General features: G+C 72.9%; 20 protein-coding genes. 10 read left to right on the top strand and 10 right to left on the bottom strand.

Annotated elements, in window-relative coordinates:
• Window positions 1-23: 23 nt before the first annotated feature.
• Window positions 24-1814: a RelA/SpoT family protein gene (locus tag ACFHWY_RS10225; RefSeq protein ID WP_416579946.1), complete on the bottom strand. Its 1791-nt coding sequence runs from the start codon at window positions 1812-1814 to the stop codon at window positions 24-26.
• Window positions 1815-1946: 132 nt separating this feature from the next.
• Entirely contained in the window at window positions 1947-3701 is a 1755-nt protein-coding gene (locus tag ACFHWY_RS10230; RefSeq protein ID WP_416579879.1) for a DEDD exonuclease domain-containing protein, read from the bottom strand.
• 127 nt (window positions 3702-3828) lie between these two features.
• Between ACFHWY_RS10230 and ACFHWY_RS10235 the strand changes: the two genes are divergently transcribed.
• The 3 genes from ACFHWY_RS10235 to ACFHWY_RS10245 all read left to right on the top strand — a co-directional run bounded on the left by ACFHWY_RS10235 (window position 3829) and on the right by ACFHWY_RS10245 (window position 7821).
• On the top strand, window positions 3829-5277 hold the full coding sequence (locus ACFHWY_RS10235; protein ID WP_416579880.1) for an NYN domain-containing protein: 1449 nt from the start codon (window positions 3829-3831) through the stop codon (window positions 5275-5277).
• A gap of 157 nt (window positions 5278-5434) precedes the next feature.
• Window positions 5435-6691, top strand: a complete 1257-nt coding sequence (locus ACFHWY_RS10240) for a M48 family metallopeptidase (protein ID WP_416579881.1) — start codon at window positions 5435-5437, stop codon at window positions 6689-6691.
• Window positions 6691-7821 (top strand): glycosyltransferase family 4 protein, encoded by a 1131-nt coding sequence (locus ACFHWY_RS10245; protein ID WP_416579882.1) that lies wholly within the window; start codon window positions 6691-6693, stop codon window positions 7819-7821. The genes ACFHWY_RS10240 and ACFHWY_RS10245 overlap by 1 nt, the downstream gene beginning before the upstream one ends.
• Before the next feature lie 77 nt (window positions 7822-7898).
• Here ACFHWY_RS10245 and ACFHWY_RS10250 read toward each other — a convergent pair whose 3' ends face one another.
• The 5 genes from ACFHWY_RS10250 to ACFHWY_RS10270 form a co-directional block, all read right to left on the bottom strand.
• A complete protein-coding gene (locus ACFHWY_RS10250; protein WP_416579947.1) occupies window positions 7899-9554 on the bottom strand; it encodes a putative bifunctional diguanylate cyclase/phosphodiesterase in 1656 nt (551 codons plus the stop codon).
• Between the two features lie 79 nt (window positions 9555-9633).
• Window positions 9634-10443: an SAM-dependent methyltransferase gene (locus ACFHWY_RS10255; protein ID WP_416579948.1), complete on the bottom strand. Its 810-nt coding sequence runs from the start codon at window positions 10441-10443 to the stop codon at window positions 9634-9636.
• Between the two features lie 168 nt (window positions 10444-10611).
• Window positions 10612-11280 carry a response regulator transcription factor gene (locus ACFHWY_RS10260; protein WP_092382321.1) on the bottom strand — a complete coding sequence of 223 codons (669 nt, stop codon included), beginning with the start codon at window positions 11278-11280 and terminating at the stop codon, window positions 10612-10614.
• Between the two features lie 7 nt (window positions 11281-11287).
• Window positions 11288-12982, bottom strand: a complete 1695-nt coding sequence (locus ACFHWY_RS10265; RefSeq protein WP_416579883.1) for a GAF domain-containing sensor histidine kinase — start codon at window positions 12980-12982, stop codon at window positions 11288-11290.
• 14 nt (window positions 12983-12996) lie between these two features.
• On the bottom strand, window positions 12997-14796 hold the full coding sequence (locus ACFHWY_RS10270) for an AMP-dependent synthetase/ligase (RefSeq protein ID WP_416579884.1): 1800 nt from the start codon (window positions 14794-14796) through the stop codon (window positions 12997-12999).
• Window positions 14797-14940: 144 nt separating this feature from the next.
• On the opposite strand from ACFHWY_RS10270, the gene ACFHWY_RS10275 reads away from it, so the two are divergent.
• From ACFHWY_RS10275 to ACFHWY_RS10300, 6 genes are all read left to right on the top strand, one after another.
• Entirely contained in the window at window positions 14941-15396 is a 456-nt protein-coding gene (locus ACFHWY_RS10275) for an SRPBCC family protein (protein WP_416579885.1), read from the top strand.
• Window positions 15397-15436: 40 nt separating this feature from the next.
• Window positions 15437-16126 (top strand): hypothetical protein, encoded by a 690-nt coding sequence (locus tag ACFHWY_RS10280; RefSeq protein ID WP_416579886.1) that lies wholly within the window; start codon window positions 15437-15439, stop codon window positions 16124-16126.
• A gap of 70 nt (window positions 16127-16196) precedes the next feature.
• A complete protein-coding gene (locus tag ACFHWY_RS10285; protein ID WP_416579887.1) occupies window positions 16197-17144 on the top strand; it encodes an ROK family glucokinase in 948 nt (315 codons plus the stop codon).
• A gap of 15 nt (window positions 17145-17159) precedes the next feature.
• A complete protein-coding gene (locus ACFHWY_RS10290) occupies window positions 17160-17849 on the top strand; it encodes an endonuclease/exonuclease/phosphatase family protein (protein ID WP_416579888.1) in 690 nt (229 codons plus the stop codon).
• A 92-nt stretch (window positions 17850-17941) separates the two neighbouring features.
• Window positions 17942-19348: a flavin-containing monooxygenase gene (locus tag ACFHWY_RS10295; protein WP_416579889.1), complete on the top strand. Its 1407-nt coding sequence runs from the start codon at window positions 17942-17944 to the stop codon at window positions 19346-19348.
• A 17-nt stretch (window positions 19349-19365) separates the two neighbouring features.
• On the top strand, window positions 19366-20163 hold the full coding sequence (locus ACFHWY_RS10300) for an alpha/beta hydrolase (protein ID WP_416579949.1): 798 nt from the start codon (window positions 19366-19368) through the stop codon (window positions 20161-20163).
• Here the strand turns inward: ACFHWY_RS10300 and ACFHWY_RS10305 are convergent.
• The 3 genes from ACFHWY_RS10305 to ACFHWY_RS10315 all read right to left on the bottom strand — a co-directional run bounded on the left by ACFHWY_RS10305 (window position 20138) and on the right by ACFHWY_RS10315 (window position 26370).
• Complete coding sequence (locus tag ACFHWY_RS10305) at window positions 20138-21556, bottom strand: alpha,alpha-trehalose-phosphate synthase (UDP-forming) (protein ID WP_416579950.1); 1419 nt, start codon at window positions 21554-21556, stop codon at window positions 20138-20140. The genes ACFHWY_RS10300 and ACFHWY_RS10305 overlap by 26 nt on opposite strands.
• Window positions 21557-21729: 173 nt before the next feature.
• Window positions 21730-22593: a DUF308 domain-containing protein gene (locus tag ACFHWY_RS10310; RefSeq protein ID WP_416579890.1), complete on the bottom strand. Its 864-nt coding sequence runs from the start codon at window positions 22591-22593 to the stop codon at window positions 21730-21732.
• 207 nt (window positions 22594-22800) lie between these two features.
• Window positions 22801-26370: an ATP-binding protein gene (locus ACFHWY_RS10315; RefSeq protein WP_416579891.1), complete on the bottom strand. Its 3570-nt coding sequence runs from the start codon at window positions 26368-26370 to the stop codon at window positions 22801-22803.
• A 178-nt stretch (window positions 26371-26548) separates the two neighbouring features.
• Here ACFHWY_RS10315 and ACFHWY_RS10320 point away from each other — a divergent pair, with 178 nt between their 5' ends.
• Window positions 26549-26770, top strand: a complete 222-nt coding sequence (locus ACFHWY_RS10320; protein WP_416579892.1) for a hypothetical protein — start codon at window positions 26549-26551, stop codon at window positions 26768-26770.
• Window positions 26771-26819 lie beyond the last annotated feature (49 nt).

A 26819-nucleotide genomic window follows, 5' to 3' on the forward strand; every position in this document is an offset into this window, starting at 1 on the left:
ACTCGCGGCATGGGAAGCGCGGGTCATTGCCGATGGTCGACCAGGTCGATGAGTTGGCGTACCACTGCGTCCGGCTCGATCACCCGGTCGAAGACCGCGACCAGCAGGGTCTCCAGGTCCGGATAGCCGAGTTCCTCGGACAGCCGCAGCAGCGGCAGGTCGCTGGCCAGCCCTCGGTTGTGCTGCCGCAGGGCCAGCCCGATGGTGGCCCGACCGAGCCGTACCTTGTCACTGATCGAGATGCCCGGCTCGCTGTGGCCGGCGAACCAACGGTTGATCTGCATCTGCGCGTGCGGTGACTTGACGAAGCCCAGCCACTCGCGGCGAGGGCCGCGCGGGGCCACCTTGGCGTCGAGGCCACCCTCCTCGTCGGCCTCGCTGAAAATCTCGACCACGTCGCCCTCCTCCAACTCGGAGGAGAGCGGGACCAGCCGGCCGTTGATACGCGCGGCGAGACAACGGTCGCCCCGGTCGGCGCTCAACTCGTAGGCCAGATCGACCGGCGTGGCACCGGCCGGTAGGACGATCTGCCGCCCCTCGGCGACCACCTGGATCTGCGCCTCCGACAGGTCGCAGCGTAGCGACTGGAGGAACTGAGCCGGGTCGGCGGCGTTCTGCTCCCAGTTGAGCACCCGGCGCAGCCAGTCGAGCTGCTCTGAGCCGGTCGCCGCGGCCGTGCCGGATCGGGGGAAACGGAAGCCGGCGGCCACCCCGTACTCGGCCGAACGGTGCATCTCCGTCGTGCGGATCAGCACCTCCACCGTGCGGTTGCCCGGACCACAGACGCTGGTGTGCAGGGACCGGTAGAGGTTGTTCTTCGGCGAGGCGATGAAATCCTTGAACCGGCCTGGCACCGGCTGCCAGAGCCCGTGGATCGCGCCGAGTGCCGCGTAGGTGTCGGTCGTCGGGCCGTCCACCACGATCGTGATGCGGGGCAGGTCGTACGGGACGACGTGACCGCCTGCGACGGTGTCCTTCCAGATCGAGTAGAGGTGCCGCGGTCGGGGGGCCACCTCGCTGTCCACCCGGCTGCGCCGCAGCGCCGCCTTGGCCTGGGTGACCACGTCGGCGAGGTAGCTGTCCCAGCCGGGGCGGTCGTGCACGTGTCGGGCGATGCGGGCGTGCTCGTCGGGCTCCAGGTGCAGCAGTACCACGTCGTCGAGCTCCCGCTTGAGGGTCTGGATGCCCAACCGGTCGCAGAGCGGTACCAGCACCTCCTGGGTCTTGCGGGCGATCCGTTCCCGGGAGGCGGCCGATCGGACGCCCAGGGTGTGCATGTTGTGCAGCCGGTCGGCGAGCTTGATGATGAGCACCCGGACGTCCTTGCCGGCCGCAATGATCATCTTACGGATGGTCTCCGCCTCGGCGGCCTGTCCGTAGAACGCCTTGTCGAACTTGGTCACCCCGTCGACAAGGTGCGCGACCTCATGGCCGAAATCCTCCGCCAGGGCCTGCAGGGTGTAGCGGGTGTCCTCCACGGTGTCGTGCAGCAGTGCCGCGACCAGTGTCATCGTGTCCATCCCCAGATCGGCGCAGATCTGGGCGACCGCGAGCGGATGGGTGATGTACGGTTCGCCGCTCTTGCGGAACTGGCCGCGGTGCATGTTCTCCGCGATCGTGTAGGCCCTGCGCAACACCGCCGGATCAGCTCCGGTGTGGATGGCGCGGTGTGCGCGGACCAGCTGGCCGACCGGCTCCGCCTCGGCGCTGGGCCAGCTCAGCAGGGAGCGTAGCCGGCGGGTCAGGGGCAGCTCGCCCGGCTGTGTCGGAAGCGCGCCGCCCAGGGCACCGCCACGTCCGGCGTCGACGTCCACCTGGGACACCCCCTCACATCTGCGTCGCGCGACCGCCGTCGCACCGGCAACCGGGAGCAGATCCTCGAAACGGGCAGGACTGCACTTCCTTAACAGAGTAAGTGAGTCGAGGTAGTCCGATCGGACACTTGCTCATAGGCGTTCGGACCAGCTTTGGTGGGTCGCCGCGCTCTCGGCCTTGGTCAGCAGGTCACGAAACCGCGCCGCGCCGGCCACCGGAGACGCCCAGCCGGCGGACATCTCGACCAGTCGGGTTTCCGGTCGTTCCAACCAGGACAGAATCCGTTCCGACTCCTCCGGGCTCGCCGCCGGGACCGGACCATAGCCGGGAAGCACCGTCTCGGCGGTGGCCCGGATGGCGGCCAACGTCGGTCGGGGATGGGCCCCGGAAGGGGAAACCCCGGCCCCGGCCAGCCGGCCGTGCCGCACCAGCGCCAACTCCCAGCCGCCGTTGGCGGCCGGATGGGCGGCGGCCAACTCGGCCAGCCCGCTCAGCGCGGCGAGCCGCTGCATGCGTACCGCGGCCCGCAGCACCGCCGCGAGGCGGGACCGCAGTACGGCGGCCTCCTCGTAGCGTTGCCCGGCCGAGAGCGCCTCGATCCGGGCGAGCAGGGCGTCCACCACCGGTTGCGGGTCGCCGGTGGTGGCGGCGGCGAACGGCGTGACGGCCAGACGGTCGTACTCCTGCGGGGAGATCCGGTGCTCGCAGGGTGCCGGACAGCGGCCCAGCTCGGCCAGTGCGCAGGCCGGAGTGGCGGTGCGCAGCGACAGCCGGTGGGTGCACTGGCGCAGTGGCACCGCGTCGTGGAAACCGGCGGCGGCCAGCTCGGCGGCCCGGCGTGAGGAGAACGGACCGAGGTACGCACGGTCGTCGGGGGAGATCTCCCGGACCACCGACAACCGCGGATAGGGCCCTTCGGTCAGCTTCAGCCAGACCACCCGCTCCGGGAACTTCGACCGACGGTTGTACGGCGGTGCGTGCGCCCCGATCAGCCGCAGCTCGCGGACCTCGGCCTCCAACGAGTGTGCGCACACGACCGCCTCGACCCGTTCGGCGGCAGCCAGCATCTCCGAGATCCGGGCGCGCTTCTCCGACGCCGTGAAATAGCTGCGGACCCGGGTGGCGACGTCCCGGGAGGTGCCCACATAGAGCGGCCGGTCGTCCGCGGCGCGGAAGATGTAGACCCCCGGCCCCTTCGGCAGTCCCTCGGCCAGGTGCCGCTTGCGGCGCTGCGTCGGGGTGACCGCGCGGGCGAACTCGATGGCGTCGCCGATGGTGTCGACCCGGTGCCCACCGAGCCGGCCGATGAGCCCGTGCAACACGTCGACCGTCGCCCGGGCGTCCTCCAGCGCCCGGTGCGTCGGCACGGTGGCGGCCCGGAAGTAGGCGGCGAGGGTGCCGAGCTTGCGGTTGGGCACCTCGTCACGCAGCAACACCCGTCGGGCCAGCGCGGCCGTGTCCAGCACCCGTGGATTCGGCCAGCGGTAGCCGTGCTTCGCGCAGGCCGCCTTGAGGAAACCGACGTCGTAGGGGGCGTTGTGGGCGACCAGCACGGCATCCGAGACGAACTCCAGGAAGCTCGGCAGCACCTGCTCGATCGGTGGCGCCGGCAGCAGCATCGCCTGGGTGATGCCGGTCAGCACGGTGATGAAGGGCGGGATCGGCACCCCGGGATCGACCAGCGTCGCCAGCACCCCCAGCTCCTCGCCGCCACGCACCTTCACCGCGCCGATCTCGGTGATGCCGCCGCCGTCGGGAGCCCCGCCGGTCGTCTCCAGATCGACCACCACGAACGTCGTCGCGGACAGAGGCAGCGCCGGATCGGTGCCGCCAGCGCCCGGGTCGGTCCCGGCCAACGCCGGTTGGAGGTATTCCTGTCGTGCCATCGGCGGCACACTAGCGCTCCCGTGCGACAGTCCCGCCCCACCGGCCCCGCAGTCACCACCGGGTCTAGGATGAGAGATCGGCTCACTCACCAGGCGGTGGGCCCGGTCGCGGTGGGAGACTTGCCACATGCCCCTCGCCGAGCCGCACGACGACAACCTCCCACGGGAGGAGCAGGTCGTCGGGAAGCCGGCTGTCGGTAAGGCGGGTCATCCCGGTGCGGCGGAGGCCGCCGGTGACCGGGAGGTGGCGACGCAGCCGGGCCTCCCGGAGGCGGAGCCGAGCCTGCCAGAGCCGGTCCGGCAGCGCATCGTCTCGCTCACCGCCGCCGCGCTGCCCGGCCTGCCCCTCGACGAGGTACCGGTGCCGCTGCGTCGGGTCGCCAAGTTCGCGCCCAACCGGCGGGCCCGGCTGGGCGCGCCGGTGATCGCCGCCCAACTCGCCGCCGACCCCCTGTTCCGGCAGCGGGTTACCGCCCGGGCCCTGGCCGACGCCGGTGACCTGGGCGCCGCGGTGATCGAGGGGATGGCTCCCGCCGCGGCGGACCCGGTCGAGGTCGCGGCCCTGGCGTACCTGGCCCGGCCGAGCGGCTGGCGGGACCTGATCGAAGCCAGCGGCGCGGCGGTCCGCGCCGAGGCGGACACCGCGGTCGTGGCCGAGCTGGTCCGCCAGGCCGAGCAGCGGGCCACCCGCGCCGACCACGATCGGGCGGTCGCCCGGGTCGAGGCCGACAAGCTGCGCGACGAACTGGCCCGGGTACGTGAGGAGCTGGGTCAGCTGCGCGAGGAGGCCCGGCAGCTCAACCGTACCCTCCGGGATAGTCAGGCCCGGGAGCGCAGGGCGAGTGAGCTGCTGGCCACCGAGCGGGGGAGAGCCAACCGGGCCGCCGCCGACGCGGACGCCGAGCTGCGCCGGTCCCGGGCCAGACTGGCCGAGGCGGAGGCGGCCGCCGGGGTGGCCCGCAGCAGCGCCAAGGAGGCCCGCTCGGTCGACGACGCACGGCTGTGGCTGCTCCTGGAGACCATCGGCCGGGCCGCCGTCGGGCTGCGCCGGGAGCTGGCACTGGACCCGGTCGACAAGCTGCCCGCCGACTTCGTCGCGGACGCCTTCACCGACTCCCCGACCGCCACCGCCGCCGGTGCCGCGGCCCGTGCCCAGGACACCGACGACCCCGCCCGGCTGGATCAGCTGCTCGCCCTGCCCCGGGCGCACCTGGTCGTCGACGGCTACAACGTGACCAAACGCGGCTTCGGCGAGATGTCGCTGGAACAGCAGCGCAAGCGACTGATCACCGGTCTGGGTGGGATCGCCGCGCAGACCGGAGACGAGGTCACCGTCGTCTTCGACGGCGCCGAACGGATGCACGGCCTGCCGCCCGCCCCGCGGGGCGTTCGGGTGCTCTTCTCCCGCAAGGGGGAGACCGCCGACGAACTGATCCGCCGGCTCGTCCGAGCCGAGCCGCCCGGCCGCCCGGTGGTGGTGGTCTCCTCCGACCGCGAGGTCGCCGACGGGGTACGCCGGCACGGCGCGTACCCGCTGGGCGCGGATTCGCTGCTGCGGCGGTTGGCGCGTTCCTGAGCGACCCTGCTCTGATCGGCTCGCGCGGGGCGAGCGGCTCGGGCAATAGGATGGGCGCCCATGGCGACAGGAGTGGCGGTATGAGGCGCACGGCGCACGGCGGAGCCGATCCCGGTCGTCGCGACGGCAGGTCGCCGGAGCAGTGCCAGGCGGCGCGGTGAGCCCGCGCGGCTGGGCGCTGCTCACCCTGGCCGGCCTCGGCGTGGCCGTGGTGCTGGCGGCCCTGGTGCTGATCCCGTGGAACCGCCCGCCGGCACCCCGGGCCGACCAGCTCGCCGCGCTGCGCGACCTGCCCGCCGACCAGGTCGAGCAGGCCCGGCAGTTCCGCTCCGCGCTGCGCCCGGGTGGCTGGGCGGCGCTGGGCGTCGGATTGCTGGTGGCGTTGGCGCTCGGGTTGACCCCGCTGGGCAGCCGCCTGATCGAGGTGGCCGGGCGCCCCTTCGGCAGCCACTGGATCGCCCAGGCGGTTCTCGGCGGGCTGGCCGTGGTACTGCTCGCCGACCTGGTCACGCTGCCGTTCGCCGCCTGGCGCCACGGGGTGCTCACCCGCTACGAGCTGGCCACCAACGGCTGGGGCGGCTGGGCGGTGGACCTGCTCAAGTCGTACGCGGTCAGTGCGGTGATCGGCGCGGTGGCGCTGCTCGGCTTCTACACGGTCATCCGGCTCGCGCCGCGCTGGTGGTGGGCGTTCGGCGCGGCGGGAGCCGCGACCCTGGTGGTGGTGCTCTCGTTCGTGCTGCCGGTGCTGGTCGAGCCGGTGTTCAACCGGTTCAGCCCGATGGAACCGGGGCCGCTGCGTACCCAGTTGATGGAGCTAGCCGAACGGGACGGTGTCCCGGTGCGCGACGTGCTCGTCGCCGACGCGTCCCGACGCACCCGGGCGGTCAACGCGTACGTCTCCGGGCTGGGACCGACCCGCCGGGTGGTGGTGTACGACAACCTGCTGCGCGAGGCGACGCCGGCCGAGGTGACCGCGGTGGTCGCACACGAACTGGGCCACGCCCGGGACCGGGACGTACCGATCGGCACGCTCACCGGCGCGCTGGGCGCGGCGGCCGCCGTGGTGGCGCTCTACCTGATCGGCTCCTGGCCGCCGCTGCTGCGCCTGGCCGGCGTCGACTCGGTCGCCCAACCCCGCGCCTTCGGGCTGCTGCTCGCCCTGGTCACGGTGGCCTCGCTGGTCTTCGCGCCGGTTCAGGCGCTGATGTCGCGGTGGGTCGAGGCGCGGGCCGACGCGCACGCGCTGGAACTGACCGGCGACCCGGTCGCGTTCGAGTCGATGCAGCGCCGCCTCTCCGCGATCAACCTCTCCGATCCCGATCCGCCCCGCTGGGAGTACCTCTACTCCGCCTCGCACCCGTCCACCGTGGAGCGGATCGCCGCCGCCCGCGCGTACGCCCGGAGGGCCGGCTGATGGGCACGAAACGCACGTTGCTGGTGACCAACGACTTCCCGCCGCGTGCGGGCGGCATCCAGTCGTTCGTGCACAACCTCGCGGTACGCCAGCCGGCGGGCTCGGTGGTGGTCTACGCGTCGAGCTGGCCCGGTGCCGAGAAGTTCGACGCCGACCAGCCGTTCGAGGTGGTACGCGAACGCACCAAGGTCCTGCTGCCCACCCCGCTGGTGGCCCGTCGGGCCGCGCGGCTGGCCCGGGCCTACGACTGCGACACGGTTTGCTTCGGCGCGGCGGCCCCGCTCGGTCTGCTCGCCGCCGGGCTGCGCCGCCGGGCGCAGGTGCGCCGGGTGGTCGCCGTCACCCACGGACACGAGGTCGGCTGGGCGGCGCTGCCGGTGGCCCGGACCGCGCTGCGGCGTATCGGCCGGGACGCCGACGTGATCACCTACCTGGGTGAGTACACCCGCAGCCGGCTGGCCAGGGCGCTGGACGGCCTGACCGAGCTGCGCCGGCTCGCCCCCGGCGTGGACACCGATCTCTACCACCCGAACGTCGACGGGGGGGCGGTGCGGCACCGCCTCGGCCTCGCCGACCGGCCGGTGGTGGTCTGCGTGTCCCGTCTGGTGCCCCGTAAAGGCCAGGACATGCTGATCCGGGCGATGCCGTTGATCCGCCGCCGGGTGCCCGACGCCGCGCTGCTGGTGGTCGGTGGCGGGCCGTACCGGGCCACGCTGGCCCGGCTGGCCCGGCAGTCCGGCGTGGAACGGGACGTGGTCTTCACCGGCTCGGTGCCCCCCGCCGAGCTGCCCGCCCACTACGCGGCCGGTGACGTGTACGCGATGCCCTGCCGTACCCGCAACCGCGGCCTGGACGTCGAAGGGCTCGGCATCGTCTACCTGGAGGCGTCCGCGACCGGTCTGCCGGTGGTGGCCGGCAACTCCGGCGGCGCCCCCGACGCGGTACGCGAGGGCGAGACCGGCTACGTGGTGGACGGCCACGACCTGGCCGAGCTGGCCGATCGGGTGGGCGTCCTGCTCGCCGACCGGGACCTGGCCCGGCAGCTCGGTCGCGCCGGCCGCGCCTGGGTGGAGCAGGAGTGGCGCTGGGAGACCCAGGCCCGGCGGCTTGCCGCCCTCCTCGCCGGCTGACCCGTCGCCCCCGGGTAACCGGCTACGGTGTTGATACGGGGCCCCTGCTATACCCAGGCGTCAATGCGGGCCCCCCTTCACTGCAGGCGGGCGAGGACGTGGTCGGCGGGGGCGGGGTGGCCGAAGTGCCAGCCCTGGCCGGCGTCGCAGCCGATCGCCCGCAGTCGTTTCGCCTGCCCGCCGGTCTCCACCCCCTCGGCGGTGACGGTCAGGTCCAGGGCGTGCGCCAGGGAGACCAGCGAGGCGAGGATCCGCTCATCGGCGCGGGCCTCCGGCGCGCGCAGGCCATGGACGAACTCGCCGGCCACCTTCAACTCGGTCACCGGCAGGTTACGCAGGTAGGCCAGGTTGCTGTAGCCGGTGCCGAAATCGTCGATGGCGATCCGGATGCCCAGGTCGGCCAGGGCCCGAAGGGCGCGTACCGGCTCCTCGGCGGTGGTCATCATGGTGCTCTCGGTGATCTCCAGCTGGAGCCGTTCGGGTGGCAGGCCGGTGCGCCGCAGCAGGGCCTGCACCTCCTGCACCAGGCCCGGGCGGTGGACCTGCCGCACCGCCAGGTTGACGCTGACGTATGGCGGGTCGCCCGAGGCGGCCCGCCAGCCGACCGCCTCCCGGCACGCCTCGGCGAGCACCCAGCCGCCGAGCGGCACGATCAGCCCGGTCTCCTCGGCCAGCCCGATGAAGCTGCCCGGGCTCAGCACACCCAGCTGCGGGTGGCGCCACCGCACCAGCGCCTCCATGCCGAGCAGCGAGCCGTTCTGCAAGGAGGTCAGCGGCTGGTAGTCGAGGAAGAACTCGCCGCGTTCCAGACCCGCCGGGATCGCCGCGCTCAGCTCCTGGCGGGCCTGTTCCCGGCCGTCGCGCTCCGCGTCGTACAGCGCCCACCGGGCACCGCCGGCCGTCTTGGCCCAGTGCAGGGTGCTGCCCGCGGCCCGCATCAGGTCGTCCGGCGAGGCACCGGCGACCCGCCGCTCCACGACGCCCACGCTCGCCGTGACAGTCACGTCGTGCCCGTCGACCGCCTCCGCCTCGGAGAGGGCGGCCAGCGCCGCCTCGGCGACGGCGACCACGTCCCCGGTGCCGGTGGAACGCTCGACCAACACGACGAAGGCGTCCCCGCCGAGCCGGGCGACCAGGTGGGGCTCGACGGCCCGGCCCAGCCGCCGGGCCGCGGCGACCAGCGCCCGGTCGCCGATCTGGTGACCGAAAGAGTCGTTGATCCGTTTGAACCGGTCCACGTCGACGAAGCACAGCCCGACCCGACGACCGCTGCCGGCCGCACCGTCCACCGCCGCGGCGAGCCGCTCGGCGAAGAGCGTGCGGTTCGGCAGGTCGGTGAGCGGGTCGTGGGTGGCCTGGTGCCGGAAGCGGGCCTCGCTGGCCCGCAGCGCCTGTTCCGCCTCGGCGCGGGCGATCAGCGCGGCCCGCCGGATCGACTCCTGCTCGTCGAGTGTCCGGTCGCGCAGCGCCCGCGCGTACCCGGTGGCGACCGCGGCCAGCAGCCTGGCCATCCGGTCCTCGACGTCGTCGCAGACCAGATCGAGGTCGCGGACCAGCCGGAGCTGGATCACCTCCACCGTCCGGCCGAGCGCCTCGGCGGAGGCGATGTGCGCGCCAACCAGTTCCTCGGCGACCTTGTGCCCCACCCGCAGGTCGAGCGGCTCTGCCCGCAGCGCCTCGGACAGCAGATCGGTGAGCCGCTGCAGCAGGGTCTCCAGTTGGGCGTGCGTCATTGGCAGGTAGCTGGTGCCCGAGACCGCCTTGGCCCAGGCTCGGGCGAACGCCCCGACGCTGGAGCAGGTGTCCGCAGGCTCAACCACCGAGTCGTCCGACCCCGCCCACGAAAACGGCCCGCTCGGCGTCCTCGGCGCTCTCCGGGGTCTCCGGCCGCCACTGGGGCACCCACACCACGCCGGGATCGACCAGCTCGAAGCCGTCGAAGAAGCCGGTCAGTTCGGCCCGGCTGCGGATCCACAGCGGATTGTCGGTACGCCGGTAGACCTCCTCGGGCTCGGCCCGCTCGGCCTCGTCGCGGCCGTCGTCGCTGGCCTGCGACAGAACCAGGTAGCTGCCGGGTGCCAGTGCCGCGCGCAGGGCCCGCAGCACCTCCACCGGGCGGTCGTCGTCGGCGACGAAGTGCAGCACCGCCACGACGAGGACGGCCACCGGGCGGGAGAAGTCGAGCACTGCGCGTACGTCCGGGTGGGTGAGGATCCTGTCGGGGTGGCGCAGGTCCTCCTGGACCACCGTCGTACCGGCGTCGCCGGCCAGGATCTCCCGGCTGTGCGCCACGGCGACCGGGTCGACGTCCACGTAGACCACCCGGGAGTCGGGGGCGTGCCGCCGGGCGATCTCGTGCACGTTGCCGACGGTCGGGATGCCCGAGCCGATGTCCAGGAACTGCCGGATGCCGGCCGCGGTGAGGAACTGCACGGCGCGGCGCAGGAAAGCACGGTTGGCCTGGGCCATCAGCGGTGCCTGCGGCACCGCGGCCACTATCGCCCGGGCCGCCGCCCGATCCACGGCGAAGTTGTGCGAGCCGCCGAGATAGTAGTCGTACATCCGGGCGACGCTGGGACGTTCGACATCAATGGTCTCAGGTGCCCAGTCCGGCCGCTGCAATGCCATCACCCCTTCGCCCGCCGGTCGGGGCGGCTCGCGCCCCGGCGGGTATTGTGCCCCGTTTTCGCCGAGGAGGCTATAGCGATGTTGCGTGAACGGTGATCGATGCGAAAGATCCGTGCCCGCGGGCGGCGGGACACGGATCCTCGGCGAGGGTACCGGGCGGCTTCAGAATTTCGGCGCGTCCGGAGCCTCGAGCAGGCCGAGCCGCAGGGCGGTCATCAGAGCCTGGGCGCGGTTGGCCGCACCGAGCTTCTCGTAGAGCTTGGAGATGTGGGTCTTGGCGGTCGACTCGCTGACGAACAGCTGCTTGGCGATGCCGGCGACGCTCATCCCGTCGGCGAGCAGCCGCAGCACCTGACCCTCGCGGGGGGAGAGCTGGGGCCCGGACGGGGCGAGTCGACGCTTCATCGCCTCGGCGAGGTCGGCGGCGGTGAAGGCGCTGGGGGAGGAGGCGGCGTGCCGGGCGGCGGCCACGACCTCGTCGGCCGGCGCGGTCTTCGGCACGAACGCGCTGGCTCCGGCCTCCAGGGCACCAAAGAGCTGGTCGTCGCCGGCGTACATGGTGAGCACCACGATGCCCATCGACACGCTGGACTTGCGCAGCGCCCGGGTGGCCTCCAAGCCGCTGCCGTCGGGCAGCCGAAGGTCCATGATCACCACGTCGGGCTGCAACGCGCCGGCCTGCCGTACGCCTTCGGCTGCCGTGGCTGCCTCGCCGACGACCTCGAACTGCCGGTCGCGCTCGAAGGCGTGCCGTAGGCCCTTACGGATCAGATCGTGATCGTCGACAAGGAGGACCTTGGTACGTGTGGCCGGTGTCGGGCTTGTGGTCATCCTCGGGTTACTCCCCTTCTGCTGCGGCGGCGCTACCGCGAACGTTATCGCGCCGGGGCGACGAACCGACCACGACCGCGACGGTCGTCCCGCTCGGCTGTCGCGGGCTGATCTCCAACCGGCCCCGGATACGTTCCGCTCTCTCGGCCATGATCGCAAGACCATAGTGCCCATCCGAGCGCTGGTCACCTATGCCGTGACCGTCATCCGACACTTCGATCTGCGCGTAGGGTGGGTCCACCTCACAGGTGACCCAGAGGTTGGTTGCTCCGGCGTGCTTGCGCGCGTTGGTGACCGCCTCCTGGGCGATGCGCAACAGTTCGGCCTCGGTCGCCGCGGGCAGCCGGGCGGTGGACTCGTCGAGCGACAGGTGTACCCGCAGGCCGCCGGAGGCGCCGACGGTCCGGGCGTACTCGGCGATCGCGGCGGCCAGTCCACCGTGCCGGTCCACCTCGCTGCGCAGCTCGAACAGGCTAAGCCGCAACTCGGTGATCACGCGAGTTACCTCGTGGCGGAGCAGGCGCAGCGACTCGGCGGTCTCCTCGGCGTCGTCGTGCACCGTGGCCAGCGCGTTGTCGATGCCGTAGCCGACCATCACCAGTTCCTGGGCCACCCCGTCGTGGATCTCCCGGGCGAGCCGCTGCCGCTCCTCGTTGGTGGCCAGCGACCGCACCTCGTCGAAGAGCAGGGCGGCCTCCAGGCGCAGCGCCGCCGGGCCGGTCAGCCCGGTCACCTGCGCCACCACCGGCGGCGGGTACGCCTGCGCGGCGTCGGCCTCCAGCACCACCAGACCGACCGTGCGCAGCCCGGCGACGAGCGGCACGATCAACGCCGACACGTCCCCGCCGCGGTGCGAGCGGGACTGCGACCGGGCCGCGGTCTGCGACTGCTGGCTGGCCCAGGCGTCGGCGATGGCCGAGTCCGCGTCGAGGGTGGTCTCCCAGTCGACCCGGTCCGCGCCGAGCTGGGCGAGCACCACCAGCCGACCGCCGCCGCTGGCAGAGAGCACCGCGGCGCGGTCGGCCCGGGCCACGGTTCGCAGCTCCTCCAGCAGGTGCTCGGAGATCCCGCCCGGGTCCAGCGTCGCCCCGGGCAGCTGCCGGGCCACGGTGCGCAGCTGGGTCAGCAGCCGGGTCGCCTCGGCGTACGGCTGGGGCTTGTTGTCGTGGCGGACCTGCATCACCCGGTGCAGGGTGCCGGCGGCGTACAGGCCCAGCGCCGCCAGGACCAACCACTGGGCGCAGACGGCGAGGTAACCGGGCTGGCCCAGTTGCCGGATTCCGCCGACCTCGGTGACGGCACCGGCGGCCAACAGGGTGACCGCGGCGACGGCGATCAGTGCGGCGCCCTCCCGGAAATGGTGACGCAGCGCGGTGACGGTCACCGGCACCGCGAGGTAGGGCAGCACCGCGGAGGCGCCCAGCCCACCGATCTGGCCACCGACGGTGGCGACCGCGGCGACCTGGCTCGCCGCCAGGCCGAGCACCACCACCTCCGCGACCCGGCTGAGCGGGCCGACGAGCCGGTGCTGGGGGGCCAACAACGCGGGCAGTCCCGCCAACGCCAGCAGGACGATCCACCACAGCTGGCTCACGTCGTGGGTGGCGAACAGGGTCAGTACGGCGACCAGGGCCAGCACGACCACCCGCGCAGCCGCGGCGAGCGGGTGGGAACGGGCCAGGGCGGATGTCGAGGCGGGCACGTGACGGATCGTAGTCAGCCGCGGTAGATGTCGGCGATCTCCGCCGCGTAGGTCTTGTGAACGACCTGGCGCTTGACCTTGAGCGACGGGGTCAGCTCCCCGGTCGCCTCGGTGAAGTCGCGCGGCAGGATCCGGAAGACCTTGATCGCCTCGGCCTGGGAGACGGACTCGTTGGCCCGGTTCACGGTTGCCTGGATCTCGGCCAGCAGCCCTTCGTGCCGGCGTAGCTGCTCGATCCCGGCGTCGGCGGGCAGTCCGGCCGACTCCAGCCAGGCCGGCAGTGCCTCCTCGTCGAGAGTGACCAGCGCGGCGATGAAGGGCTGCCGGTCGCCCACCACCACGCACTGGCTGACCAGGCGGTGCGCCCGGACCTGGTCCTCCAGGACGGCCGGCGCGACGTTCTTGCCGGCCGCCGTCACGATGATCTCCTTCTTCCGCCCGGTGATGGTCAGGTAGCCGTCACCGTCGAGCGATCCGAGATCGCCGGTGCGGAACCAGCCGTCGGCGGTGATCGCCTCGGCGGTGGCCGCCTCGTTGCGCCAGTAGCCCTGGAAGACGAGGGCACCGGAGATGAGGACCTCGCCGTCGTCGTCGGTGCGGATGGTCACGCCCGGCAGCGGCCGGCCGACCGTGCCCATCCGGGTGGAACCAGGCAGGTTGGCCGAGGCGGCGGGAGAGGTCTCGGTCAGGCCGTACCCCTCGCAGACGGTCACACCGACGCCCCGGAAGAAGTGGCCCAACCGGGCGCCGAGCGGCGCGCCGCCGGACATCGCGTCGCGGCACCGCCCGCCGAGAGCGGCCCGGAGCTTGCCGTAGACCAGCCTGTCGAAGAGCGCGTGCTGGGCGCGTAGGGCCAGGCCCGGTCCGTCGGAGGTCTCCTGCGCCTCGCTGTACGCGATGGCGACCGCCTCGGCCCGGGCGAAGATCTTCCCCTTGCCGGCGGCCTCGGCCTTCTGCTTGGCGCCGTTGTAGACCTTCTCGAAGACCCGGGGCACCGAGAGCACGAAGGTGGGCTTGACCTCCTCAAGTTGGGCGATCAGGTCCTTGGTGTCCGAGCAGTGCGCCATGGTGGCCCGCGCCTGCACCACACCGATCTGGATGAGCCGGGCGAAGGCGTGCGCGAGGGGCAGGAAGAGCAGGGTCGATGCGTTGGGCCCGAAGAGGTTCGGCAGTACCGGCACCGCGTTGGCGATGTCGGCGTACATGTTGCGGTGGGTCAGCACGCAGCCCTTGGGGCGGCCGGTGGTGCCGCTGGTGTAGATGATGGTCGCGACGTCCGCCGAGCGCAGCCCCGCGCGTCGCCGTTCGATCTCCGCCGGCTCCACCGTGGCACCGGCGGCCACCAGCTCGTCCACCCCGCCCAGATCGATCTGCCAGGTGTGGGCCAGCTCGGGGAGCCGGTCGCGGACGCCGGCCACCAGCGTGGCGTGCGCGGTGCTCTCCAGCACGGCGGCCACCGCGCCGGAGTCGGCCAGGATCCAGGCGGCCTGCTCGGCGCTGGAGGTCTCGTAGATCGGCACGGTGACCGCGCCGGCCGCCCAGATGGCGTAGTCGAACAGGGTCCACTCGTAGCGGGTGCGGCTCATCAGCCCCACCCGGTCGCCCGGCTGGATGCCGGCAGCGGCGAGCCCGCGGGCGACCGCCAGCACCTCGTCACGGAACTGTCGGCAGGTCACGTCCGTCCAGGCGCCCGCCGCGTCGCGGCGGACGAACTGCACCGCCTCGGGCGCGTTCTCGGCGTTCTCCCATACCGGGTCGGTGAGGTTGGCCGAATCCCCGACGGTGACGATCGGCGGGACGGAGAACTCGCGCACCTGCACTCCCTCGTGCTTTCGCTGGCCGGTTGGGCCGCCGGGACCCGGGCGGCTCTGTCGAAACCTACCCGGCCGGCTGCCGGCGGGCACATCGCAGGTGGGCGGCGCGTCCCGCGGGTGCTGCGGGACGGGTAGCCTCCCCCCATGGCGGACACCTCCACTCAGTCGATCATGATCGGCGCGTCACCGGACCGGGTGGCGGCGGTCATCTGTGACTTCCCGAGTTACCCGGAGTGGACCGACGCGATCCGCGAGGCCGAGGTCGTCGAGGAGTACGAGGACGGCTACGCCAGCCAGGTCCGGTTCGTCCTGGACGCCGGTGTGATGGCCGACGAGTACGTGCTGGCGTACGCCTACGCCGAGGACCTGTCCCGCGTCGAGTGGCACCTGGTGGCCCCGTCGAGGATGCAGGAGGCTCAGCGCGGCTCGTACGACCTGGTCGCGACCGCCGACGGGGGCACCACGGTGACGTACACCCTGGAGGTGGAGCTCGCGGTCGGAATGCTCGGGATGTTCCGTCGCAAGGCCGAGAAAATGATTATGGATGCCGCGTTGAAGCAGCTCAAGCGCCGGGTAGAAGCATTCGGTGCGGTGCAGTGACGCGTCCGGCGATCCGGTTGCCGCGGTAGAGGAGCCCAACATGGGTGCGACAGATCCGGGTTCGGCCCGGGAGGAAGCGGAGCGGCTGGTCGCCACTCTGCTGGCCACCGTGCGGATGGCCGCCGCCGACCCCTCCGCGACGTCGCTCGGACCGATCGGTGAGATCGTGACCGGTGTCCTCGGTCACAGCGGCACCCCGGACGTCCCACCTGGCTCCACCGGGAGCGGTTTCGCCACCGGTGCCGACGAGTGTTGCGTCTGCCCGGTCTGCCGGGGAATCGCCGCGTTGCGGGATCCCAGTCCCGAATTCGCCGAGCGACTGGCCACCGGTGCCGGCGACCTGGCCGCCGGGCTGGCCAGCTTCCTGCGGGCCTTCGCCCCCGCCGAACCGCCTGCCGAACCGCCCGGCGGCCCCCCGTCCGGCCCCGGCGGCCCCGCCGCAGCCGGCCCCGGCAGCGACCACGTGTGGCGCGAGGCGACCCGTACCGGGCATGATTCTCAGCCGGCACCGGAGCGGGACGTCTGGTCCGCCGCGACCCGGGCGGACGACGTCGCCGTCCCGGCCGCCGCGCCCGTCGACGCTGCCGGGCCGGACGACGCTGCCGGGCAGCGATCGTCGACCGACCGGCGCACGGTGCCCGCCTCCCGGCTGCCCGAGAGTGAGCCCACGCCGGACGGCCCGGTCGGGCCCGGCGGCGAGCGGCAGGGCGCACCAGGCGACGGAGCCTGACCACGGACGACCCGGACCACCGGCGAAGGCAGGTGTGCGCGGGGTGGCACAGCAGAGGGGAGTGGCAGCGGTGACGCTGACCATCGGAGTCGACGTCGGTGGCACCAAGGTGGCCGGCGGTGTCGTGGACGATACCGGCACGGTCCTCTTGCAGACCCGACGGGACACCCCCGCCGACGACGTCGGCAAGACCCGGGACGTCATCATCGAACTGGTCACCGAGTTGGCCGCCGACCACGAGATCCGGGCGGTCGGCATCGGTGCGGCGGGGTGGATCGACGTCAGTCGCTCCACCGTGCTATTCGCGCCCAACCTGGCCTGGCGCGACGAGCCCCTGCGGGCGTACGTCAGCGCGGCGGTCGGGCTGCCGGTGATCGTGGAGAACGACGGTAACGTGGCCGCCTGGGCGGAGTTCCGCTATGGCGCGGCACGACACGCGGACGACTCGATGGTCATGTTCACCATCGGCACCGGCGTCGGCGGTGGCATCGTGCTCGGCGGTGAGCTGGTTCGAGGCGCCCACGGCATCGCCGCGGAACTGGGCCACATGCTGACCGTCCCCGACGGGCACCAGTGCGGCTGCGGACGGCTCGGCTGCATCGAGCAGTACGCCAGCGGCAGCGCGCTGGTGCGTTTCGCCCGTGCCGCCGCGCGGCAGGAGCCGCAGCGGGCGACCGCCCTGCTGGAGTTGGCCGACGGCGAGGCCGAGGCGATCACCGGGCCGATGGTGACGGCCGCGGCCAAGGGCGGCGACCCGGTCTCCGCCGAGTCGTTCGCCCAGGTCGGGCGGTGGCTCGGCACCAGCCTGGCGGACATGGCGCAGATCCTCGACCCGCAGGTCCTGGTCGTCGGCGGCGGCGTCATCGACGCCGGCGACCTGCTCATGGGGCCGACCCGCCGCTCGTTCAGCGAGGCCCTCGCGCAACGCAGCCGGCTGCCGGTGGCCGAGATCCGCCCGGCCGAGCTGGGTAACTCCGCCGGCGTCATCGGCGCCGCCGACCTGGCCCGGCGGGTCTAGGTGACCCACCCCGGCGTGCCACTGCGCGTCGTGTCGTACAACATCCACGGCCAGCGCGACGACACCGCCGCGCTGGCCGCGGTGATCCGCGAGGCGGCACCGGACGTGGTGATCGTGCAGGAGGGGCCGCGCAGGTTCCGGTGGCGGCAGAGGTCGGCCACGCTGGCCGCCTCGTTCGGTCTGGTGGTCGCCGCCGGAGGGCTGCCCTCGCTGGGTAACCTGCTGTTGACCAGCCTGCGGGTTCGGGTGGTCGACACCCGCTGCCGGCGCTTCCCGCTCACCCCCGGCCGCCATCTGCGCGGCGCCGCGTACGCCGACTGCCGGGTGGGCACCTCCGGGTGGTTCACCGTGGCCGGCTCGCACCTGTCCACCGACGCGGTCGAACGGCCGGGACAGGCGGAACTGTTCCGGCGGGACGTCGCCGCCGCGCCCCATCCGGCGATCGCCGCCGCCGACCTCAACGAGGAACCGGGCGGGCCGGCGTGGACCACCGTCGCCCGCGGCCTGACCGACGCGGCGGTGGCGGCGGAGCGGGACGAGCGGTTCACCTACTCCTGCGCGGATCCGCGGCGGCGCATCGACGCCCTGTTCGTCGACCCGCGGATCACGGTGATCGACTACGACGTGGTGGACACACCGCTCACCCGCCGGGCCAGCGACCACTTTCCGGTCCTGGTCGACTTACTGGTGCCCGCCACCGGCTGACCGCCGGCCGCCGGCCGGGCTGGACATCCCGCTCCGTTGTGGGGAGGATTTCGCGCGACCCGGCACTTGTGCCGAGACGAAGGAGATCCCCGGTGCCCACCCCCACCGAACACGGCCGGTCTGATCCGGAGACGATCACGCTCGCCGGTAGCCGCGACGGTGCCCCGGTCTCCGACCGGGGCGACACGGTCTGCGTCGTCGGCGCCGGCGCCAGCGGCCTGACCGCCGTCAAGAACCTCGCCGAACACGGCTTCGGTGTCGACTGCTACGAGCGCGAGACCGGCATCGGCGGTGCCTGGAACTGGCGGCACGACCGTAGTCCGGTGTACGCCAGCACCCACCTGATCTCGTCGCGGCCGTTCACCCAGTTCCCCGACTTTCCGATGCCCGACCAGTGGCCGGACTATCCGCACCACAGTCAGCTGCTGTCGTACTTCGAACGCTACGCCGACCACTTCGACCTGCGCCGGCACGTGTGGTTCGGCACCGAGGTGGTGCGCGTCGAGCCGGCACCCGACGAGCGCTGGGACGTCACCACCCGCAGCACCGGTGGTTACGGCCCGGAGCGCACCTCCCGCTACGCCGCCGTGATGATCGCCAACGGGCACAACTGGTCGCCCAAGCTGCCCCGCTACGAAGGACTGGAGCAGTTCCGGGGCGAGGTCATGCACGCCTCGTCCTACAAGGACCCGGCCCAGCTGCGCGGCAGGCGGGTGCTCGTGGTGGGTGCCGGCAACACCGGCTGCGACATCGCGGTGGAAGCCGCCCAGCAGGCGTCGCGCTGCTGGCACTCGACCCGCCGGGGTTACTGGTACGCCCCCAAGTACGTCTTCGGACGCCCCGCCGACCAGGTCAACGACATCCTGCTGGCGCTTCGGGCGCCGCTGCGGGTACGGCAGTGGCTCTACCACCGGACGCTGCGGCTGACCGTCGGTGACCTGACCCGCTTCGGCCTGCCGAAGCCGGACCACCGGGTGTACGAGACGCACCCGATCGCCAACAGCCAGCTTGTCTACTACGTCGGCCACGGCGCGATCGCCCCGACGCCGGACGTCGGGCGTTTCCACCCGCACTCGGTGGAGCTGGCCGACGGCCGGCAGATCGACCCGGACGTGGTCGTCTTCGCCACCGGCTACCTGCCGCGCTTCGAGTTCCTCGACGCCAAGGTCCTCGGCGACGACGAGGGAGTGGGCCGGCCCCGGTTGTGGCTCAACGCCTTCGTGCCGGACCATCCCACCCTGGCCGTGGCCGGACTGGTCCAGCCGGACAGTGGCCTGTTCACGCTGGCGCACTGGCAGGCGGTGCTGTTCGCCCGGCTGCTGCGCTCGCGTGCCACCGCGCCGCAGCGGGCCGCGGCCTTCGCCGCCCAGGTCCGCTCCGGAGCCGGCGAACGCTACGCGGGGCAGGTCAAGGACTCCACCCGGCACTGGTTCGAGGTCGGCCACGCCGACTACCTGCGCGCGCTGGAGCGCGCCCTGCACGACCTGGAGGGCAAGTGAGTCAACGGGTGCAGGTCATGCGGGGCTGGGAGTGGGCGCGGCCGGTCCGCCCGGTCCGCCGCGAGGTGCTCAGCGTCGTCCCTGAACTGGAGGAGGGCCGGCCGCCGCTGCTGTTCGTGCCGGGCTTCGGCCACGGCGCATGGGCGTACGCCGAGAACTGGCTCGGACACACCGCCGCTCGTGGTTTCAGCGCGTACGCGGTGAGTCTGCGCGGGCACGGCGGCAGCGATCCGGCGCCGGAGGCGACCCTGCGGGCGTACGCCCACGACGTGGTCCAGGTGGCGGCGGGGCTGCCCAGCCGGGCGGTGCTGGTGGGGCACGGCGCTGGGGCCCTGGTGGTCGCGCACGCCCTGGCCCGCTATCCGGCCCGCGCGGCGGTGCTGGTGGCCCCGGTGCTCGGTGGCTGGGCGACGTTCGGCGCCGCGTTGCGCCGCAATCCGTTCGGCACCCTACCGGCGGTGTTCGGCGGCGGCCTGCGGCTGAGTCGAAGGCAGATGTTCAGCCCCGAGTTGCCCGACGCGGACGCCCGGCGTCATGCCGCCCGGCTGGGCCGGGCCGCCCGGCGCGCCCAGTGGCAGCTGCTCACCGGCGCCGATCCGGAGCCGGCGGTGGGCAGTCCGCCGGTGCTGGTGCTGGGCAGCCCGGACGACCGGGTGGTGCCCGCTTCGGTGCTGACCCGTGCGGCCCAGCGGTACGGATCCGCTCCGCTGCTCTTTCCCGGCATGGGGCACGACCTGATGCTCGACGCCCGGTGGCGAGAGCCGATCGACGCGATCCTCGACTGGCTGGTCAAGAATCCGAGCCGAGGCGGGTGAGCAGCGAGTCGCTCTGGTCCAGGGCGGACAGGTAGGAGCGGGCCCAGGCGCGGATGTCGTGCTGGTGCAGGTACTCGCGCATGGCCCGCATCCGGGTACGCACGTCAATCGGGTCGGCCCGCAACGCCGCGAGCAGGGCCTGCTTGAGCCCTTCCAGGTCGTGCGGGTTGACCAGGTAAGCCTGTTGCAGCTCGGCGGCGGACCCGGCGAACTCGCTGAGCAGCAACGCCCCGGTGTCGTCCACCCGGGCGGCGACGTACTCCTTCGCCACCAGGTTCATCCCGTCCCGCAGCGGGGTCACCGCCATCACGTCGGCGACCCGGTAGAGGGCCGCCAACTCGGCGCGGTCGAACGGCTGGGTGAGGTAGTGGATCGCCGGCTCGCCGACCCGGCCGAACTCGCCGTTGATCCGCCCGACCTCCCGCTCGACCCGGTCCCTGAGTATCTGGTACTGACCGACCCGTTCCCGGCTGGGCACCGCCACCTGCACCAGCACCGTGTCGCGGACCTTGACGTGCCCGTGGGCGAGTAGTTCGCTGTATGCCTTGAGTCGCTGCTCGATGCCCTTGGTGTAGTCCATCCGGTCGACGCTGAGGATCACCTGGTCGGGGCCGCCCAGATCGCGGCGCAGCCGGCGGGCGCGCTCGACCACGTCCGCCTGGCCGGCGAGTGCGGCCATCTCGGTGGTGTCGATCGAGACCGGGAACGCCCCGATGCGGACCATCCGGTCGTCGACCGCGATTCGCCGGTCGGTCGCCGGCAGCCCCAGCACCTTCGTCACGAGCTGGGCGAAATTGTGCGCGGCCTGGGCCCGTTGGAAGCCGACCAGGTCGGCGCCGAGCATCCCGCGCAGCAGCTCGGCGCGCCGGGGCAGCTGCATGAACAGCTCCGGCGGCGGGAACGGCACGTGCAGGAAGAACCCGATGCGCAGATCGGGTCGCAGGGTACGGAGCAGCTCCGGCACCAGCTGCAGGTGGTAGTCCTGCACCCAGACCACCGCGCCGGCCTCGGCGACCTGGGCGGTTGCCTCGGCGAACCGCCTGTTGACCCGCTGGTAGGCGTCCCACCAGCGCCGATGGTGTTCGGGCTGCTCGACCGCGTCGTGGTAGATCGGCCAGAGGGTCGCGTTCGCGAAGCCCTCGTAGTGGTCGCGCAGGTCGTCGCTGGTCAGCGACACGCTGTGCATCCGCACGCCGTCGATGTCGGGCAGGGCGGGCGCGGGACCGGTCCCGCCGGCCCAGCCGACCCAGGTCGCGGGGGCCTGCCGCAGGAGCGGATGCAGCGCGCTGACCAGCCCTCCTGGGCTGCGGCGCCATTCGCAGGCGCCGTCGGGCGCCACACTGTCGTCGATGGGTAGGCGGTTGGCCACCACCACGAGGGAACTCTGTCGCATCTCGGGCATTCCGATCAGCAGGGGAGTGACCGCCACGAGAAGGAACATCTGGGCAGTCGGCGGGTGAAGTGACGTACTGCGGTATTCCTACTGACAGTAAGTTACACCACTGTTACGCCCGCCGGCGCGGTCGGTCGCCGTCCCGGTATCCGGGCAGCTCCCTGTGTGGCGGGTCAGACGACGGCGCCGTCGTCGGGGTCGCGGTCGTCGGTGTCACCGGGACGCAGCCGCCAGACCAGCGTGACGAAGCCGGCGAGGATGCCGGTGAAGCCGAGCAGCGTCACCACGCCCTGGTCGGCGGGGAGCAGGTCGGGAAAGAGGAACAGCACGAAGCCGAGCACCAGGGCGAGCACGCCGGACACCGCGTACTTCGACATCCGGGGCAGCGGCGGAGGTGGCGGCGGGACGTAGCGTTCGTTGTCGTCCGGATCGTCGGGCAGGTCCGCGCCAAAGGTGTCCAGGCCGTCCAGCAGTGACGGCCCGTCGCCGTCACGTGGACCACCCCTGACCGAAACGCCCGAGACGTCGGCCGCGTACGGCAGCCGGCGAAAATCGGTGGCGGCCGGTCCGGCCGGTCCGGCCGGCTCGTCGGTGCTGCCCGGGCGGGTGGCAGTGGCCGTGCCGCCGCCACGGCCGGCCTGGTCGTCCACGTCCTCGGCGGTCGGCCACGGATGGTCGCCGGTGCCGGGCGAGGTGTGGAAGCCGGCGACGATCCGCTCCCACTCGGCGTCGATGTCCGGTTCCTCCCCGCCACGCCCGCCGCCCCCCTCGTCGGCCAGCTGGCTGAGGTAGTCCCGAGCGGTACCCAGATGCGAGCGGTCCACGTAGAGCCGGTCGACCGGCCGGGCCGGCACGGTGGTGGTGCGGGTGACCGGATTCAGGTCCGCCGAGGGCTGCAGGTAGGCGGCGATCCCGCCGGCAGCCAGCACATCGAGCAGGTGCTCCCCGACGCGCGGGTCGACATCGCCAGCGATGGCGTACTCGCTCGCGTCGAGCCCGTTGTCCCGCCGTCCCCGGCGGGCCCCACCCGCTGACACCGGACCATCCTCCTCATCGCGCCGCCGGGCGCGCCTCGCGTCCAGCCCGTCGGCGTCGCCTCGCACGCCGTACCCTGAATCGTGACACGTCCAGGGCGGGTTCGGGGAGTGCCTTGTGGCGCGGCGTACGGCGGTCGGTGGAACCACCCGGTCGCGGTCGGCCCTTTGTCCCCACTTGTCGCTCGGAAGGCGACGGGGCCCGTGGGGTCAAGAGGCCAGCGTCCGTGCCTCGCCAGCGGGCGGGTGGGCCAGGGCGAGCAGGCCGGGCGCGCCGTTGCGGTGGGCGAAGGCGCGCAGCTCGACGAGCATCGGGTCGGCCGCCGCCCGGTCGCCGGCCGCATCCAGTTCCCGGGCCGCGAAGGTCAGCGCCAACATCCGGTCGGTGACGTCGGGTATTCCGGCGTAGATCTCGGCGGCGGCCAGGTACAACTCGGCGGCGCGCCGGTGGTCGCCGTCGGCACCGGCCAGCGCGCCGGTCACCGACCGTAGCGCCGCCTCCGACCAGGGCGTACGGTGACCGACCTGGTCGAGCATGGTGCGTACCCGGGCGGCGGTTCTACGCCCGGCGAGGGTGGCCGCCCAGCCGGCCGCGGCGATCCACTCGCCACTGGCCAGGGCCGGCACCGCCATCCACGCCTCGGCCAGCTCGTCGACCAACGCGGCAGCCTCCTCGGTACGCCCCTGCACCGCCCGGCACAGCGCGCCCATGGCCAGCATCGTCCAGTGCAGTCGATGGAAGTCGCTGCGTCGCGACGTGTCCAACGCGGCGGCCACGTCGTCGCGCGGGGGATCGCCGGTGGTCGGGTCGGCGTCCGGTGCCCCGGCGGCCGGCGGCACCGGCTGGCCACACAACACGAGCAGGCAGGATCGCAGACCGCGCACCTGCATGTCCCAGCTGCCGGTCGGGGTGGCCACGAACGCCTCGGCGGCGGCGAGCAGCCGGCCGAAGTCCCCCTCGAACCAGGCCCGCATCGCCTCAACGGAGTAGCTGGTGGTCAAAGTCTGTCCACTCGCGGTGCGTGCCGGCGCGGCCGACAGCAGGGCGTCGGAGCGCAGCCAGTCGCCCTCCTCCCGTACCGCGTAGGCGAGGTTCTGGGTGGCTCGGGGCAGGGCGAGCAGTTGACCGGCCCGGGTGAACTCGACAATGGCGTACAGCTCGTCCAACCCGGCCCGGTCGCCGGCCTGGAAGCGGGCGGTGGCCGCGGTGATCCGGGCGTTGGTGTGGGTCTCGGTCAGTCCCAGCCGCTCGCCGATCGCCGCCGCCGTGTCGGCTGCCGCGACCGCCGGGTCCCGTTCGTAGTTCAGCATGTGCAGCCGGCCCAGCTCGGCGAAGGCGTCGGCCTTCTGCGCGCTGTCCGGCAGCGGGTCGAACAGCCGGACCGCCCTATCCAGGCAGGCCAGCGCGGCCCGCCGGTCGGCCCGTAGCCACGCCGCCTGGCCGAGCAGCGTCCAGGCGCGGGCCGCGCATGCCTCGTCGCCGCCCGCCAGCAGCCGGTCGGCCAGCGCCTGCACCTGCTCCGGCCCGCCGCCGGAGAGGAAGGCGTTGCCGTCGCGGTAGAACGAGATTTCAGTACTGAGCAGCTCAAGTTGCAGTCGGCCCACCGGGTCGGAGTCGTCGGCCAGGCCGAGCGCCCGACCGGCGTGACCGGCGGCGGCCTCCAGCCCGTGCAGCGCGTACGCCCGGCGGGCCGCCCGGTGCAGCGCGGCACGGGCCGGCCCGGCGTGGCGGCGGGTTTCCATGCCCAGCGAGCGAGCGATCTCGTGCGCCGCCCAGCGGTGGTGGGCCAGCACCTCGGCCAGGTCGGTGTCCCGGCTCTGCGAGAGCGTGTCCAGCCAGTCGGCCGCCCGTTCGTGCCGGGCCACCCGCTCGGTACGAGGCAGCCGCTGGTAGCACACGTCGCGGACGAGCACGTGCCGGAACCGGTACTCCGGCTGGCCGGCCATCGTGGAGGCGCCCTGTTCGTGGACGAAGTCCCGCTGCTCCAGCCGACGCAGGGCCCGCTCGACGGACTCGACCGACTGACCGACCGCGGCGGCCACCGCGCCGGGCCAGAACTGCACCCCGACGACCGCCGCGGCCAGCAGCACCGTCCGGTCCTTGGCGTCGAGCAGGTCGACCCGGTTGGCGATGACCGCGTGCACGCTCTCCGGCATCGGCAGGTCCAGGTGCTTCTCCAGCGACCAGCCGCGCCCGGAGTGCCGCAACGCACCCTGCTCGATCAGCATCCGGACGTACTCGTGGGCGTAGAGCGGGTTCCCGCCGGCGACCTCGATCAGCGGGGTCAACAGGTCGGCGGAGAACGCGGCCTGGCCGAACATGTGCGCGTACAACGCGGCGATGCCGGTGTCCCGCAGCGGCGGCAGGGTGATGGTCACCGAGCCGGTGATGGTCCCCGCCCAGCTCGGATCCCGGTCAACCAGCTCGGGACGGGCGGTGCAGAGCAGCAGGAGCGGTACGTCCCGGGCCGCCGCGCCGAGCAGCTCCACGAAACGCAGCATCGCGTCGTCGGCCCAGTGCAGATCCTCGAAGACCAGCACGGTGGGTCGGCGGGCGGCCAGCGCCAGCAGGAAGCGTCGCCACGCCGACTCTGCCTCCTCCGCCGGCAGCGGCGTGCCGGCCAGACCCACCAGCGGGCGCAGCGCGTTGACCAGGCGGGCACCCTCGCCGGCACTGACCAGATCGCCGACGGCCGCGGTGAGTCGCTGCGCGGCGCTGGCGGCCGGATCGGTGTCGAGGATGCCCGCCTCGGACTTCACAATGTCGGCAAGCGCGGCGTATGTGACGTTCTCACCGAACGGTGGACACCGCCCGACCCGCCAGGTGAGCGGCTCGTCCACCAGCCGGCCGGTGTGCCGGTGCAGCTCGCGGACCAGCCGGCTCTTGCCGATGCCGGCCCGACCGAAGACGGTGACCACCTGGGGCCGTCGGTCCCGCAGGCTGCGGTGCAGGGCGTTGACCAGCATGCCCAGTTCGTGCTCGCGGTCGATCAGCGGTGTGGTGTCCGGCTCCCGGTCGGTCGGCTGCCGGCGTACCGCGGACAGGCCCAGCCACACCTCCGTCGGCGCCGACCGGCCGCGCAGGGTGACCGGTGGCTGTTCGTCGTACCGGACCGTGTCCCGGGTCAACGCGTGCGTGGCACCGTCGACCAGCACCCCGCCGGGTGGCGCCGCGGACTGCAACCGGGACGCCGTGTTGACCACGTCACCGGCGACGATCGCCTGGCCGCCGTCACGGGCGGCGGCCACGTCGACCAGCGCCTCTCCGGTCGCCACGCCGACCCGGAACCGCAGCCCGTCGGTGCCGGCGGGAGTGAACCTGGTGAGCACCCGTTGCAGCTCCAGCCCGGCCCGCACACAGCGCAGCGCGTCGGTCTCGGTGGCCACCGGCGCACCGAACAGCGCCATCACCGCGTCGCCGATGTACTTCTCCACCACCCCGCCGTACTGGCCGACCACCCGGCGCGCCGCCGAGAAGAATCCGGTCTGCATGCCGCGCACCAGCTCCGGATCGGCCCGTTCGACGTAAGGGGTGAAGTCGATCAAATCGACGAAGAGCACGCTGACCCGGCGGCGGTCCTCCTGGTTGATGCTCGCCGGGCGGTCGGTGCCGGCCCGGGGTGAGCCGCAGGAGGTGCAGAAGGCCACGTCGGGGGCGAGTGGGCGCAGGCAGTGTGGGCAGACAGCACCGAACTCCGTGCCGCAGCCACCGCAGAAGCGGTCGCCCTCGGCCGCGGTACGTCCACAGCGGTCACACTGCGCGGCGATGTCACCCTCCACTGGCAGGCCCCCGACGCCCGGGAGCGCGGTGTCAAGTATCGCCGCACGAAGCAGTGTCGGGTACCAGGCTGTTGGCTTGAGGACACTCGGCCGGGCAGCTCACCGCATGCCGAACGGCTAGATTCAGGCAGCTGATTCGTCAACCGCTGATCAGGGGGACAGTTCCATGGTGTACGTGATGCTGAAGAGTGACTGGACCGACGGCAACGGGGTCAGCCACCCCGCTGGAGACTCGGTGGACGTGGACGCCGCCACCCTCGCGCTGCTGCAGGCGCAGGGCATCGTCGGCGAGGTGCCCGGCGGCGGCAAGGACGGCACGGACTGGGCCGGTCCGGGCGGCACGGACTGGGCCGGTCCGGGCGGCACGGACTGGGCCGGTCCGGGCAGTACCAAGCCCTGACCTGGTAAGCGGCCGGGGCCGGGACCTGAGTCCCGGCCCCGGCCGGCTC

Source organism: Micromonospora sp. LOL_024 (assembly GCF_048060415.1).
Lineage (GTDB): Bacteria > Actinomycetota > Actinomycetes > Mycobacteriales > Micromonosporaceae > Micromonospora.